The following is a 14547-nucleotide window of genomic DNA, read 5'->3' as shown; positions in this document are numbered from 1 at the left end:
TTATGAAAATCTTTAAAATCACGTCCGTGCTTCTTCTGCTATCAGTTGTAATCACTTCCTGTAGCACTGTTCAGGTTGCATCAGATTATGACCAGACAGTCGATTTTGGCAAATACAAATCCTTTGCATTCTTTAAACCGGGAATTGACAAGGCAGAAATTTCCGATCTGGATAAAAAAAGGATCCTACGCGCTATCGAAAGTGAAATGATGGCCAAAGGTTTTGTAAAATCTGAAGATCCTGATCTTTTGGTGAGTATTTTCACCAAAACAAACGAGAATATAAATATCTATCAGGACAATATGTTTGGTTATTATGGTTGGGGATGGAACCCTTGGTACTGGGGAGCTGGAAGGAATACTGTTAGCACCACCAGTGAAGGAACATTATATCTTGACCTTATAGATGCAGAAGGAAAGGAACTTGTATGGCAGGGAATGGGAACTGCAGCCCTTGCAAAAGATGTGAATCGCAAACAGGAGCGTATCAATGAAATTGTAGGTAAAATAATGGAAAAATACCCTCCGGGAGCAGAAAAATAAGAATTTCAAAGCCTCCTTCGGGAGGTTTTTTTTATGCTCAGAAACTCTGCTAAATCGGATCTCTTTGATTTTAAAAAATTTCCTTCCTGTTTTGTATCTTTATGAATTGGATAAGACCTTTTAATTATGTTAGAAAATATAGAATCAAATGAAATTTTAGACAGGCTGCCAGCCCATTTAAAACAATTCATCAAACCGCAAAATTACGACGAGTACAACGCCATAAATCAGGCCGTTTGGCGCTATGTAATGCGCAAAAATGTGGAGTACCTGAGCAAGGTGGCACATAAGTCTTATTTAGAAGGGCTAAAACAAACAGGAATTTCCATTGACAGCATCCCCAATATGTATGGGATGAACCGAATTTTAAAAGAAATTGGCTGGTCAGCTGTAGCGGTTGACGGTTTTATTCCGCCGGCAGCATTTATGGAATTTCAGGCGTATAATGTTTTAGTTATAGCAAGTGATATTCGACAGTTGGATCATATTGAATATACACCTGCCCCGGATATTATTCATGAAGGCGCAGGACACGCTCCTATTATCGCTAACCCTGAATACGCCGAATATCTGCGGAGATTTGGAGAGATAGGCTGCAAAGCAATTTCCAGCGCAAGAGATTATGAGATGTATGAAGCCATCAGGCATTTATCCATAATAAAGGAGGCTGAAGATACACCGGATGAAGAGATAAGCAAAGCTGAAGAAAGAGTCGATTTTCTTCAGAATAACATGGGAGAACAAAGTGAGATGGCTCAAATTAGAAATCTCCACTGGTGGACGGTGGAATATGGTTTGATTGGAACTCTTGATGATCCAAAAATTTATGGAGCCGGCTTACTGTCTTCTATAGGGGAAAGCGCATGGTGCATGACAAATAAAGTTAAGAAAATCCCTTATACCCTGGAGGCATCAACACAGGATTTTGACATTACAAAACCACAACCGCAATTATATGTCACTCCGGATTTTGCCCATTTAAGCCTGGTTCTGGAAGAATTCGCCAATACAATGGCCTTGCGAACCGGTGGATTGGAAGGACTTCAAAAACTCGTTAATTCAAAAAATCTAGGCACTATAGAGTTGAGTACAGGAATACAAATATCCGGGGAATTCTCAAGAGTCCTGATAGACCATGGTCATCCTGTTTATTTTCAAACTAAAGGAAAAACCGCACTTTCTTCCCGGGAAAAAGAGCTTGTAGGGCACGGTATTCATAATCATCCGGATGGTTTTGGTTCTCCTCTTGGCAAACTTAAAGGGATCAACCTCTCAATAGAAGATATGAGCCCGCGGGATTTACGCGCTTACGACATCTACGAAGGAGAGAATATCACTTTTGAATTTGAAGGGGGCGTGACAGTAAAAGGAGAGATAATTACCGGAAGCAGAAACCTGCAGGGAAAAATCATTTTGATAAGTCTTAAAAACTGCACAGTGCAGTACAAGGACGAAATTTTATTTAAACCCGAATGGGGAAACTATGATATGGCGATTGGGAAATCTATCATTTCAGCATTTGCAGGACCTGCAGATCCTAAATCCTTTGACTTGATTACCCATAAGCCTTCAAGTACAACTATTAAAAGTAAGAAAACTGCAGAAAAGGAAGAATTGGAATCACTATATCTTTCGGTAAAAAATATCCGAAATGGAGAGAATACAAAGTTCTCCCTGCAAGCTGCTTTTGATATTGCAAAAAAACACCACCCAAAGGACTGGCTGCTTGCCATAGAAGTCTATGAATTGGTAGCAGACAGGGATCCAAAATTTGCAACCGAAATAAAAGAACATCTGAGTAGGGTAAAAGCTTCACGGCCCAAAATAGCCCATTTAATATATGGCGGGATTGAAATGATAGAATCCAAATTACTAACCCATTAATTTCTAACCGGTAATAACTACTGGTTTATTAAACGGATAAAATCAGGAAGAAAAACCTAAAAATAAAAAAAAGTAAATGGACGGCCCCACCCGTCCATTTACTTTTTAATTCTAAAATCTACCCCAATAAATTTCAGAAAACTGATTCTCAAATAAAACCAATAATCATATAATGATACTTTAGAATCGGTATAAAAATAAATAAATTCGGAAATAATTGAACTCAATTGAAATTATTTTAATGTAAATTCCGTGTTAATTTAAATACTCTAGAAATAATACTGTTAAATATTATATGATTATAAGCGTTATTATCAATTTAAGTGCAAAAAGGTCACTTAATTGAATTCTCAGCAAATGCGCTTTTCTAAGAAAAATATATAAGACTGGCAGGAAATTAATAGAACCAAACCAGAATTATAGTTTGATCGATTCCAATGCGTCTGAACTCTCAATTTGATTGCCTTCATATTCAAGGGTCCATCCCATAGAATTTGTAAGAATATAAATTTTTTGAAGCTCGCTTATCAATCGGTTTTTTGCATTGGACTTTAAAGAGGAATTTTCGATCTTACCCATCAATGATTTTTTAATTCGTTCCTGAATTTTATTATAATCTTTGGCTTCAAACTGGTTTAAATAATCCTGGGTAACATCATAATACTGGATATTAGGATTGATTGAAATCTCCTCCTCAGGAATGTAAGTAATGGTTACCGTTTTGGTTTCCGGATTTACCCGGGTTTTTAGTTTACTTAAATCGTAAGCCACAGTTACATCTGCATTAACGATAATAAGCGCCTTTTTTCTAGCTGAAAAAACATCCAGATAAAACTTTTTAGAGTCATTATAAGAAAATACCTGAGCAAAATTACCTTCTGTAACTACAAGCTTTCCAACGTTTCTTATCTGTTTCTGGATGAGGTCCGTACTTTCCTCAAGCCGATCCCTTTCTATACTTTTATTCTCAAAATACTTCCAGGCAAAAAAGATCACTAAGCCCAAAAGAACAACAGGAAGAAGCTTCCTCATAGTTCAAATTTTAAGCAAAGATACGAATTCAAATAAAAGGTGAAAGTTTAAAAGAATTGATGAAAACCTTAACTTTAAAACGCACAAATGGACGGCCCCACCCGTCCATTTGTCATTTCTTCTAAAATCTACCCCAACAAATTTTAGAAACTTTGTTATGACTTTTATTCAAATCCAACTAATTGATTTTGCTTATAGTTTCATAACAAGTTTAAATGTACAAAAAAATTCTTCACGTGCAACAAATTTTTACATATTTTAAATAATACATAATAGTACGCATAACACTTATACATTTCATTTTATCAATTATTTTGCCAAAATATGAACATTAACATACATTAACAGTAAATACATTATTATATTAAAAATATAATAAAATCCAAAAATAATAAACAATACGCATTTAAACACATTTAATTATTCATATTGTATAATTTTCCTCCCTTATACACCTAACTTATAAACAATTTGTTAATAATTCCAAGTTTAGTTTTATTTAAATTTTAGCATTAAAGGTAAACTAATGGTATTATAATTATATTTTTAAAAACGTAAATATCTGACCTATAAATAATTGTGAAAATTATCAACCTAAAATTTTAAGAAAAAATATCGTAATAGACGGTCTGGCCGTCAATTTTTCTTGTTTAATTAACCAATAAATCTATCCTCATAGCTTTAAGGATAGCCAAAAAGATTACAAAGTTTAATAAGTAGAGACAAAAATATTTGAAACCCCGGATATTAAATCGACTCGGAGCAAGCTCAGGAGCTATATTAAAAGAAGATATATGCAGGATTTCGATAAAATCCCGCCCGAACAGGACGGTCCGGCACATCGGGGGGAATTCAATACATTGGTGGTTTTAAAAATTTAAATGAGGATATTTTTTTTGAAGTTGGTGAATCTTTGTTTCAAGAGACTTCCGAAAATTTTTATGAGATTCAGAGTCGCTATTAAAAGCCTTGTGTTTCAGGCTTTTTTGAATAGATTCAATTTCTTTTAAAAGAGGAACGCTTTCAGGAGAAATTCGGGAATCAACAAATTTCTGCCATATATATTCAATAGCGGTATCATTGGGGTGCAACATATCCTCAGTATAGAATCTATAATCCCTTAAATCGTCCATCATTAGTTCATAAGCCGGAAAATAACTTGCCAAACCATATTTTCCCTGTGTTTCCATTACTTTATGTAAAGCCGCAATCAAATGTGCTTTACTGCGCTGGTTTTGAATTACGCCATCCTTAAGGTGCCGTACCGGTGAAATTGTGAATACGATTTCTGCTTGAGAATTCACACGCTTAATTGCCGAAATTGTTGATTTCAAGTGATTGTAAATTTGTTCCACTCCCGTGATCTCTTTGGAAAAATTTTTCTGCGGAAGTTTATGGCAATTTGCAACGGTTTCAGCTGAACTCATATTTCTATAAACCCAGGACGTTCCAAGAGTTATGATTACATGAGTGGATTCCTGAAGATACTCCCGTGTTTTCTGAAGGTTCCTATTGAGGCTTTTCAGCAAAGCTACTTCATCCGGACTGCTAAGGGCCGAATGGGCATCAAAACAATGCCAGCGTTCATTATGGAAAAAAATGTCCTCCCGGCTGTATTGATTTTCGTTTACCGCATTGGTAATAAATTTTTCAATCGCTGCGGGGTGAAATAATATTCCGAAAGGATTCTGAAGATTTTGAAATTTGTAATAATCCAGCTTTGCCCCAATGTTCTCCACAAAACAGGATCCGGTCAAAAAGATCCTGGATGTATGATCTATTTTTGGTTCCTGAGAATCTATTGAAAACTGGGTTCTAAACTGCATTGAAAATTAATTAAACCACACAATCCCAAATTTGCAGGACATTGAGGTTTTGTTCTACCTTATTCTATAAAAGATTTTGCCTTATCCAATGCATCCTGGATTCCGGATGGATTTTTCCCGCCTGCCGTAGCAAAAAATGGCTGGCCACCACCACCACCCTGAATGTATTTCCCAAGATCTTTTACCACTTTTCCTGCATTTAATCCTTTTTCTACAACGAGTTCTTTGGAAATATAGCAGGAAAGCACAGCTTTCCCATCCTGTTCTGAAGCCAGTAGTAAAAATAGGTTATTTGTTTTTTCCCCTAATTGAAAAGCAAGATCTTTTATCCCTCCGGCATCGATATCCACTTTTTTAGCCAGGAAAGAAATTCCATTCACCTCTGTTAACTCCTCTTGCAATTCAGCTTTAAGATTTTTCGCTTTGTCCCGCATCAAAGACTCTACCTGCTTTTTAAGGTTGACGTTTTCATTCTGTAAAGAACTAATCGCTTTTACCGGTTCGCTGGCATTTTTTAATTCTGCCTTAATTTTATTTAATGTTTCGGTTTGTTCTGTAAAATGTTCTTTTACGGCATCTCCGGTAATAGCTTCAATTCTTCTAATACCAGCTGCAACAGCACCTTCTGAAATAATTTTGAAAAACCAGATATCACCGGTGTTTTGAACATGGGTTCCTCCACAAAGTTCCATGGAGTCCCCAAATTTTATCGCTCTTACAGAATCTCCGTATTTTTCACCAAATAAAGCAATAGCTCCCTGATCCAGCGCTTCCTGAAAAGCCATATTTCGTTGTTCTATAAGCGGGAGTTGCTCGCGTATCTTGTCATTCACAAAATCCTCCACCTGTTTTAATTCTTCCGAAGAAAGTTTGCTGAAATGAGAAAAGTCAAATCTTAAATGATCACTACTCACCATAGAACCTTTTTGCTCCACATGGTCGCCAAGGAAAATTCTTAATGCCTGGTGCAATAAATGTGTTGCAGAATGATTTGCCTGCGTTTGAAGTCGCTTTGTTTTATTTACCTGAGTTTTTAAAATTGCAGAAGTATCTGAAGGTAATTTTTTAGTAAAATGAATAATCAGGTTGTTTTCCTTTCTGGTATCAAGGATCTTAATAATCTTTTCATCGGGAGCTATTAGAGAACCTTTATCTCCTACCTGTCCTCCCCCTTCGGGATAAAACGGAGTTTTATTAAATACCAACTGATATAATTCACCTTCTTTTTTGCTTTCCACCTTCCTAATACGGGTAATTTTTACATCAGCTTCCATTGCATCATAACCAATAAAAGGCACTCCTTCCTCCTTACCAAGGATTTGCCAGTCACCGGAAATAACCACAGATGCCGCACGGGATCTTACTTTTTGCTTTTGCAATTCGGCATTGAATTCTTTTTCATCTAGATAATATCCACGTTCCCGTAGGATAAGTGCAGTAAGATCTATTGGAAAACCAAAAGTATCATATAATTCAAAAGCCTTTTTTCCGGAAACGGTTTTTCCCGGGGTAACTTCTATAATATTATCAAGCAAAACAAGCCCCAGATCCAGCGTTCTTAAAAAGGATTGCTCTTCTTCCCGAATCACATTTTCGCAAAGCGTCTTTTGAGACATAAGTTCGGGAAACGCCTCCCCCATTTGGGAGCTTAAAGTTTCTATAAGCTTATAAATGAAAGGTTCTTTAGTGTCCAAAAATGTGAATCCGTAGCGAATAGCTCTACGTAATATTCTTCTTATTACATAGCCTGCTCCTGTATTGCTGGGTAATTGTCCATCGGCGATAGAGAAAGTTACCGCTCTTACATGATCCGCGATTACACGAATTGCGATATCTGTTTTATCGTTTTTTCCGTATTGGGAATTTGTTACTTTTTCAATTTGCTGAATGAGCGGAGTAAAAACATCGGTATCGTAATTGGATTTTTTATTCTGTAACACCATACACAACCGCTCAAAACCCATGCCCGTATCAACGTGTCTTGCAGGGAGTTTTTCAAGAGAAGCATCGGCTTTTCTGTTAAATTCTATAAAAACCAAATTCCAGATCTCTACAACCTGGGGATGATCTGCATTTACAAGGTCCCTTCCCGGTACCCTGGCTTTTTCAGCATCCGATCGGATATCTACGTGGATTTCTGAACTTGGCCCGCACGGACCCTGATCGCCCATTTCCCAGAAATTATCCTTTTTATTACCATAAATGATACGATCTTCCGGAACTATAGCCTTCCAAAGATCCAGCGCTTCACTATCCATTTCGAGTTTATCATCCTCGCTTCCTTCAAAAACCGAAACATATAAAATACTTTTATCTATCTTAAAAACCTCGGTCAACAACTCCCATGCCCAATGAATGGCTTCTTTCTTAAAATAACCCCCAACTCCGTTGATCTGTTTTCCTTCAGGATTACCAAAACTCCAGTTGCCCAGCATTTCAAACATGGTATGGTGATACGTATCCATCCCTACTTCTTCCAGATCATTATGTTTTCCGCTTACCCGTAAACATTTTTGGGTATCGGTTGCTCTGGAAAATTTTGGTGTAGTATTTCCTAAAAAATATTCCTTAAATTGGTTCATCCCTGCATTGGTAAACATAAGGCTGGGATCATCCTTAATAACCATAGGTGCAGATGGAACAAGTACGTGTGATTTGGATTTAAAAAATTCGAGGTATGTAGATCGTATCTCTTTAGATTTCATATGGCCGGAAAAGGTCTAAAAATTATTAAATTGTGTAGGTTGAGAAAACAATTTTTATATTTGTTCGTTTCTCTTAAACTTCTGCAAGGTTTTTGCACAAGATTATATCAGCAAAAATAGTATATTTTTAATTTATGGCGAAGGTTAAATATTATTACGATAGCGAAACGCTTTCTTACCAAAAAATTGAGCAAAAGAAAGGCCGAAGGCTGGGAATTGTATTCCTTGGTATTGTTGGAACTTTTTTAGCAGGTTTTGTCTTATTGGTAATCTACCTGAATATACCGCTTATTGAAACTCCAAAGGAAAAAGCACTGAAACGGGAGTTGGAAAATATGCAACTTCAATACGGAATGCTCAATAAAAAAATGGATCAAATCCAGGATGTGCTCTCCAATGTAGAGGACCGGGATAATAATATTTACAGGCTGTATTTTGAAGCAAACCCTATCCCTGAAGAACAAAGAAAAGCAGGTTTTGGAGGTATTAACAGATACAGAAACCTGGAAGGATTTGAAAATTCGAAGCTCATCACTGAAACCAATAAAAGAATGGATATTCTTTCCAAACAAATAGTGGTTCAGTCCAAGTCCCTGGATGAAATCGCTGTCCTAGCAAAGGAAAAGGAAAATTTACTCGCATCCATTCCTGCAATTCAACCTGTGAAAAATGAAAATTTAAAAAGGATCGCCTCCGGCTATGGTTGGAGAAGTGACCCATTCACCAAGGTGAGAAAATTCCATTACGGCATGGATTTTAGCGCGCCCCGTGGTACACCTATATATGCTACAGGAAATGGGAGAATTGAGCGGGCAGATAACCGTTCTACAGGATATGGTAATCACATCCGGATAGATCATGGATATGGGTATACCAGTCTTTATGCGCATTTATATAAATATAATGTGCGGGTTGGGCAAAGGGTTAAACGTGGCGATGTCATAGGTTTTGTTGGTAGTACAGGAAGGTCTGAAGCTCCTCATCTCCATTATGAAATCTTTAAAGATGAAGACCGTATCAATCCTATTAACTTTTACTACGGAAACCTTTCTCCTGAAGAGTTTGATGAGGTACTGGAAAAATCACAGCAGGAAAACCAATCTTTGGATTAATGTATATAAATCTTCCCGAAAAACGCTATTATGCAATTGGTGAGGTAGCCGAGGCTTTTGGCGTTAACACATCTCTAATCCGCTTTTGGGAAAAGGAATTTGATGCCTTAAAGCCAAAAAAAAATGCCAAAGGCAATCGCTTATTTACTCCTCAGGATATCAGGAACCTGGAACTTATCTTTCATCTTGTGAAGGAACGTGGTTTCACTCTGGAAGGTGCAAAAATCCATTTAAAAGAGGAAAAGAAAAAAACTCTTACTAACTTTGAAATTATTCGAAAACTGCAAAGCATTAAAGCTGAACTCACCAACATCAAAAACCAATTATAACATGAAAAAATGGCTTATTCCCGTAATCGCGATCGCTGTATTAGGGATCATTATTTACAGTCTTACAGTAGGATTTAACAATACTGCAATCACCAAACAGGAAAATGCCCGGTTAACGTGGTCTAATGTGGAAAGCTCTTACCAAAGGAGGAATGATCTAATCACTAATCTGGTAAAAACCGTCCAGGGCGCAGCCGATTTTGAAAGAGGTACACTTACCGATGTCATTGAAGCAAGATCAAAAGCTACAGGTATTACAATAGATCCTTCCAACATCACGCCGGAACAAATGCAACAATTCCAACAGGCACAGGGGCAGGTTTCTTCTGCGCTATCCAGATTATTGGTTACCGTGGAGCGCTATCCTGATATTAAAGCTAATCAAAACTTCCTTCAGTTACAATCACAACTGGAAGGCACCGAGAATCGGATAAATGTAGCTCGAAACAGATATAATGAAGCAGTTACAGATTATAATACCTACATCCGGACCTTCCCTAATTCGATTTTTGCAGGATGGTTTGGATTTGATCAAATGGTACGTTTTGAAGCCGACGCAGGTTCTGAGGATGCACCCGATGTTGATTTCGATTTTTAAAAGAAAAAAACAAAAATTATGAGCAAAATTGAAGATTTCTTATCTAAAAAAGGAGAAGAGGAAGTTGTTGAAGCTATAAGAATGGCTGAAAAATCTACTTCAGGAGAAATAAGGGTTCATATAGAAAAAACGCACGGAGAGCAGGATATTTTTGAACGTGCTATGGAAGTATTCCACCTTTTGAAAATGGACAACACCAAACTGGATAATGGAGTATTGATCTATGTTGCTGTAGAAGACCGGGATTTCGTGATATACGGAGACAGGGGTATCAATGAGGTAGTTCCGGCAGATTTTTGGGAAAGCACCAAAGACGCGATTGTTGCTCAATTTAAGGCTGGCAATTACAAACAGGGGCTCATAGATGGTATTCTAAAAGCCGGGGGACAGTTACAAACTCATTTCCCCTGGAGTGAAGGCAATAAAAATGAACTTCCCAATAATATTTCAAAAGAATAAATGCTACAATTTCAAAGAAACTTTCTAGTTACATTTCTATTAATAGCAGCCTTTTCTTTATCTGGATTTGCACAAAGGGATATTCCAGCAAAGCCAAAACTTGAAACCAGCGTTTATGATGAAGCCGATATTTTTTCTGCTACTGATGAACAAAGGCTGGAACAAAAGCTTATCAATTACGCCGACACTACTTCTATTCAAATAGTAATTGCAACCATAGAATCCCTGGAAGGGGAATATATTGGTCTTTATGCTCCGGAATGGGCGCAGGAATGGGGAATTGGCCAGGAAAAAGAAGATAATGGCCTCTTGATCCTGATGTCTGAAAAAGACAAAAAAATATGGATCACCACCGGGTATGGGCTGGAAGAATATTTAACCGATGCCAATACCAAAGATATTATTGAGAATATTATCCTTCCAGAATTTAGAAACAACGATTATTACAGTGGACTGGACAAAGGCACTTCTGCCATATTCGAGGTATTGAGCGGCACTTTTCAGGGTTCCCCTAAGCAACGACAAGGATCACAGGGAATTCCGTTTCAGGTATTAATCCTTGGGGTAATATTCCTTGTATTCATAGTTTCCCTTGTGCGCAAAAATAAAGGTAATAATGGTGGCCCCGGAAGCAAACGCGGCTTTGGTGGTTCTTTATTGGATGTAATCATTTTAAGCAGTTTAGGCCGTGGTGGTTTTGGCGGAGGTAGCTCAAGTGGTGGCTTTGGCGGTGGCGGCGGAGGCTTCGGTGGAGGTTTTGGCGGCGGCGGATTTGGCGGCGGTGGAGCCGGTGGAAGCTGGTAATAAAGGCTCACCCCCAATATCACTCACCCAAAGACTTGAGATTAGGATAAAGAATTGAAATGATGGGGGCTTCAGCTCTTTTATTTATCTGGTGAAGACCAGGCACGATACTCTCCCCAGCCCATTATCTTCGGTTTCCATTTGGATGGTTCCTTAGGTATAAGTAACATTTTCCTCCAAAGAAACGCTTCGCCGGTAGGTTTGAAATCCTGTAAATGAAAAAAATAAATTCATTTTTTTGCTGAAGAATTTCCGCTAAGTACAAAATCCCCATCTTTTTCTGATATCGTATAACTTACCAAACTACTATCTGTAGATTTCTCTACATAAATAGTTGCAGCTTCCAAAGGTTGATTGGATTCCTTATTCAGGATATTACCTGAAATTTTAAAATCCTGGGCAGAAAATTGAAAGGTAAAAAAGGTGAAGAGAAAAATACGGATCTCATACGGGAGGTTATTTATTGGTTAAAAAAAATGGTCTTAACAGAATTTTATATCCTGTTAAGACCATTATAATTAACTATGGTTTAAACCAATCTTATTTTTTTCTGAAATAAACTGAAACCGGAACTCCTTTAAAGTCAAATTCCTCTCTCAATTTATTCTCCAGATAACGTTTATAGGGTTCCCGGACATACTGAGGCAAATTACAGAAAAATGCAAATTGAGGCTGTGGAGTTGGAAGTTGCATACAGAATTTTATCTTCACGTACTTTCCCTTCCAGGCCGGTGGCGGATAATGTTCTATTATTGGCAACATACGTTCATTGAGTTCGCTGGTCTTGATTTTCTTGCTTCGGTTTTTATATACCTCCACGGCAGTTTCAATGGCCTTAAAGATCCTTTGTTTTGTCAACACCGAGATAAATACGATTGGCACATCGGTAAAAGGTTCAATCTCTCGCCTTATAACTTTTTCATATTCCTTTAAGGTATTGGTCTCTTTATCTTCTAAAAGATCCCATTTGTTTACCAGGATAACGATCCCTTTGCGGTTGCGCTGGGCAAGCCAAAAAATATTTTGTACCTGTCCGTCAAATCCACGGGTGGCATCCAGTATAATCAAACAAACATCTGAATTTTCTATCGCACGTACAGATCGCATTACCGAGTAAAACTCGAGATCTTCCTTAACTTTTGATTTTCTTCGAATTCCGGCAGTATCTACCAGGTTAAATTCAAAGCCAAAACGGTCGTATTTTGTATCTATGGAATCACGAGTAGTTCCTGCAACATCGTGCACTATGTAACGATCTTCCCCTATAAGGGCATTTATGAAAGATGATTTTCCTGCATTTGGTCTTCCTACAACGGCAAACCTTGGCAATTCGGTTTCTTCTTCATCTTCCAATTCGGGAAGGGCCTTTATAAGCGCATCCAGCAATTCTCCAGTTCCGCTTCCGCTGGTACTGGCAATGGGAAAATAATCTCCCAGCCCTAAGGAATAAAATTCCACGGCATTTTCAAGTCGTTTTGCATTGTCAACCTTGTTCACTACCAGGAAAACAGGCTTTTCAATTTTTCGCAGCAGCGTGGCAACATCTTCATCCATTCCGGTAATCCCGCTTTCAACGTCTACCATAAAAATAATAGCATCGGCTTCATCAATAGCAAGTTCTACCTGCTTATCTATTTCAGCTTCAAAAACATCATCACTCCCTTTTACATACCCACCAGTATCTATAAGCGAAAAGGTTTGACCATTCCAGTCAGATTTCCCGTAATGTCTATCGCGGGTAACCCCACTTACCGCATCCACAATTGCCTCCCGGCGTTGGATAAGACGGTTAAAAAAAGTGGATTTCCCTACATTCGGTCTTCCTACAATGGCTACAATATTGCCCATATCAACTTTATTCTTTTATTAATGTGCAAAAATAGCGCTTTTTAATTGAATTTGATTCTTGCCTCCATGGGAATTTTAGAAGGCTTTTTCAGCCTGCATCAACAGAGCAAGAATCCTTGAACATACTGATGTTTCGGATATTAAAAACCACATATTTCATATTTAGGTTTAATAGAACGGAGCTAAAAAAAATAATTTGAGTTATCTTTAAGTTGCTTAATTTCAGAAATTATGAATAACAGAAGGACTTTTATTAAAAAATCGGGCTTATTCCTGGCTGCAGCTTCTATTCCGTCCTATGGTTTTCTTCTTCCAAAGGGAAATAGAAAATTAGGGGTAGCTCTGGTAGGATTGGGAAATTACAGCAGCACTCAACTTGCTCCGGCCATGTTGAAAACCAAACACTGTGAACTTCGGGGAATCGTGACTGGAAGTCCTGAAAAGATACCTGTTTGGCAAAAAAAGTATGGGATTAAAGACTCCAATATTTACAACTATGAAAATATGGACTCCATAGCCAACAATCCGGAGATTGATGTGATTTACATAGTTCTGCCTACAGGTTTACACGCACAGTATGCCATTAAAGCTGCCAATACAGGTAAACATGTATGGTGTGAGAAGCCCATGGCCAGAACTGCAGAAGAATGCAGGCAGATCATCCAGGCTTGTGATCAAAATAACGTGAAACTTTCCATTGGATACCGGATGCAGCATGAGGATAACACCCAAACCATTATGAAATGGGCAAAAACCAAACCTTTTGGAACCATAAAATATCTAAAAGCCGAAGCGGGTTATTATGGCAACCCGATGAATCCATGGAAATTGAAAAAGAAAATGGGAGGTGGTGCTATGTATGATATGGGGGTATATCCCTTGAACGCTGCGCGCTATTCCACCGGCCTGGAGCCTATAGCCGTAAGTGCTACCCATACCACCAACCGCCCGGAACTATTTACTGAAGTTGATGAAACCACCATCTTCCAACTCGAATTTCCGGAAGGGATTGTTGCCAATTGCAAAACAAGTTTTGGAGAAAGCCTCAATAATCTTGAGATAAATTGTAGGAATGGATGGTATTATTTGCGTCCGTTTCAGTCCTACTCCGGGGTTAAGGGAAAAGCCAGCGACGGAACTGTTTTGAAACCTTTTGGAAAGAATCAGCAGGCGGTTCAAATGGATGACGATGCGATGGCCATTATTAATGACACTCCGGTTTTGGTTCCCGGAACTGACGGATTAAAAGACATTGTGATTTTGGAAAAAATATACGAATCTGCAGCAACAGGGGGGAAAAGAATTTCCCTGATCTAAGAATTTAGATTTTGATACACGGCTTTAAAAACTTTTAAGCACCTGTTTAATGTATTCTGAAGAAGAATTTATAAACCTTATAATCACTATT

General features: G+C 37.9%; 12 protein-coding genes. 8 read left to right on the top strand and 4 right to left on the bottom strand.

Translation table 11 applies throughout. From position 1 onward, the window contains the following. Positions 1-2 precede the first annotated feature (2 nt). Together GILLI_RS15420 and GILLI_RS15415 are read left to right on the top strand one after the other, a co-directional pair. A complete protein-coding gene (locus tag GILLI_RS15420) occupies positions 3-542 on the top strand; it encodes a DUF4136 domain-containing protein (protein WP_006990050.1) in 540 nt (179 codons plus the stop codon). Between the two features lie 126 nt (positions 543-668). Next, complete coding sequence (locus GILLI_RS15415) at positions 669-2426, top strand: aromatic amino acid hydroxylase (protein ID WP_006990049.1); 1758 nt, start codon at positions 669-671, stop codon at positions 2424-2426. Between the two features lie 417 nt (positions 2427-2843). Here the strand turns inward: GILLI_RS15415 and GILLI_RS15410 are convergent, their stop codons facing one another. The 3 genes from GILLI_RS15410 to alaS all read right to left on the bottom strand — a co-directional run bounded on the left by GILLI_RS15410 (position 2844) and on the right by alaS (position 7989). Then, positions 2844-3458 (bottom strand): DUF4230 domain-containing protein, encoded by a 615-nt coding sequence (locus GILLI_RS15410; RefSeq protein WP_006990048.1) that lies wholly within the window; start codon positions 3456-3458, stop codon positions 2844-2846. Positions 3459-4327: 869 nt separating this feature from the next. Next, positions 4328-5284 carry a GSCFA domain-containing protein gene (locus tag GILLI_RS15405; RefSeq protein ID WP_006990047.1) on the bottom strand — a complete coding sequence of 319 codons (957 nt, stop codon included), beginning with the start codon at positions 5282-5284 and terminating at the stop codon, positions 4328-4330. A gap of 59 nt (positions 5285-5343) precedes the next feature. Beyond that, positions 5344-7989, bottom strand: coding sequence for an alanine--tRNA ligase (gene alaS / locus GILLI_RS15400; protein WP_006990046.1), 2646 nt, complete (start codon positions 7987-7989; stop codon positions 5344-5346). Positions 7990-8123: 134 nt separating this feature from the next. Here alaS and GILLI_RS15395 point away from each other — a divergent pair, with 134 nt between their 5' ends. From GILLI_RS15395 to GILLI_RS15375, 5 genes are read left to right on the top strand one after another with little or no spacing between them, the layout of a single operon-like run. Beyond that, positions 8124-9101, top strand: a complete 978-nt coding sequence (locus GILLI_RS15395) for a M23 family metallopeptidase (RefSeq protein ID WP_006990045.1) — start codon at positions 8124-8126, stop codon at positions 9099-9101. Continuing rightward, positions 9101-9430 (top strand): MerR family transcriptional regulator, encoded by a 330-nt coding sequence (locus tag GILLI_RS15390; RefSeq protein WP_006990044.1) that lies wholly within the window; start codon positions 9101-9103, stop codon positions 9428-9430. The genes GILLI_RS15395 and GILLI_RS15390 overlap by 1 nt, the downstream gene beginning before the upstream one ends. A 1-nt stretch (position 9431) precedes the next feature. After that, positions 9432-10028, top strand: a complete 597-nt coding sequence (locus GILLI_RS15385) for a LemA family protein (RefSeq protein ID WP_006990043.1) — start codon at positions 9432-9434, stop codon at positions 10026-10028. 18 nt (positions 10029-10046) lie between these two features. Beyond that, positions 10047-10487 (top strand): TPM domain-containing protein, encoded by a 441-nt coding sequence (locus GILLI_RS15380; RefSeq protein ID WP_006990042.1) that lies wholly within the window; start codon positions 10047-10049, stop codon positions 10485-10487. Beyond that, positions 10488-11291, top strand: a complete 804-nt coding sequence (locus GILLI_RS15375) for a TPM domain-containing protein (protein ID WP_006990041.1) — start codon at positions 10488-10490, stop codon at positions 11289-11291. It abuts the gene before it with no gap. A 540-nt stretch (positions 11292-11831) separates the two neighbouring features. Here the strand turns inward: GILLI_RS15375 and der are convergent. Beyond that, complete coding sequence (gene der, locus GILLI_RS15370; protein ID WP_006990040.1) at positions 11832-13139, bottom strand: ribosome biogenesis GTPase Der; 1308 nt, start codon at positions 13137-13139, stop codon at positions 11832-11834. Positions 13140-13370: 231 nt separating this feature from the next. Between der and GILLI_RS15365 the strand changes: the two genes are divergently transcribed. Then, complete coding sequence (locus tag GILLI_RS15365) at positions 13371-14456, top strand: Gfo/Idh/MocA family protein (RefSeq protein WP_006990039.1); 1086 nt, start codon at positions 13371-13373, stop codon at positions 14454-14456. Positions 14457-14547: the final 91 nt, after the last annotated feature.

The organism is Gillisia limnaea DSM 15749 (genome assembly GCF_000243235.1).
Classification (GTDB): domain Bacteria; phylum Bacteroidota; class Bacteroidia; order Flavobacteriales; family Flavobacteriaceae; genus Gillisia; species Gillisia limnaea.
The sequence above is the reverse complement of the archived record's forward strand: the minus strand, read 5'-3'. Positions and strand labels throughout refer to the sequence as shown.

What these genes read in the sequence shown, in the direction of transcription:
- GILLI_RS15420 (WP_006990050.1), top strand. Translation starts at nt 3, where the DNA reads ATGAAAATCTTTAAAATCACGTCCGTGCTTCTTCTGCTATCAGTTGTA.
- GILLI_RS15415 (WP_006990049.1), top strand. Translation starts at nt 669, where the DNA reads ATGTTAGAAAATATAGAATCAAATGAAATTTTAGACAGGCTGCCAGCC.
- GILLI_RS15410 (WP_006990048.1), bottom strand. Translation starts at nt 3,458, where the DNA reads ATGAGGAAGCTTCTTCCTGTTGTTCTTTTGGGCTTAGTGATCTTTTTT.
- GILLI_RS15405 (WP_006990047.1), bottom strand. Translation starts at nt 5,284, where the DNA reads ATGCAGTTTAGAACCCAGTTTTCAATAGATTCTCAGGAACCAAAAATA.
- alaS (WP_006990046.1), bottom strand. Translation starts at nt 7,989, where the DNA reads ATGAAATCTAAAGAGATACGATCTACATACCTCGAATTTTTTAAATCC.
- GILLI_RS15395 (WP_006990045.1), top strand. Translation starts at nt 8,124, where the DNA reads ATGGCGAAGGTTAAATATTATTACGATAGCGAAACGCTTTCTTACCAA.
- GILLI_RS15390 (WP_006990044.1), top strand. Translation starts at nt 9,101, where the DNA reads ATGTATATAAATCTTCCCGAAAAACGCTATTATGCAATTGGTGAGGTA.
- GILLI_RS15385 (WP_006990043.1), top strand. Translation starts at nt 9,432, where the DNA reads ATGAAAAAATGGCTTATTCCCGTAATCGCGATCGCTGTATTAGGGATC.
- GILLI_RS15380 (WP_006990042.1), top strand. Translation starts at nt 10,047, where the DNA reads ATGAGCAAAATTGAAGATTTCTTATCTAAAAAAGGAGAAGAGGAAGTT.
- GILLI_RS15375 (WP_006990041.1), top strand. Translation starts at nt 10,488, where the DNA reads ATGCTACAATTTCAAAGAAACTTTCTAGTTACATTTCTATTAATAGCA.
- der (WP_006990040.1), bottom strand. Translation starts at nt 13,139, where the DNA reads ATGGGCAATATTGTAGCCATTGTAGGAAGACCGAATGTAGGGAAATCC.
- GILLI_RS15365 (WP_006990039.1), top strand. Translation starts at nt 13,371, where the DNA reads ATGAATAACAGAAGGACTTTTATTAAAAAATCGGGCTTATTCCTGGCT.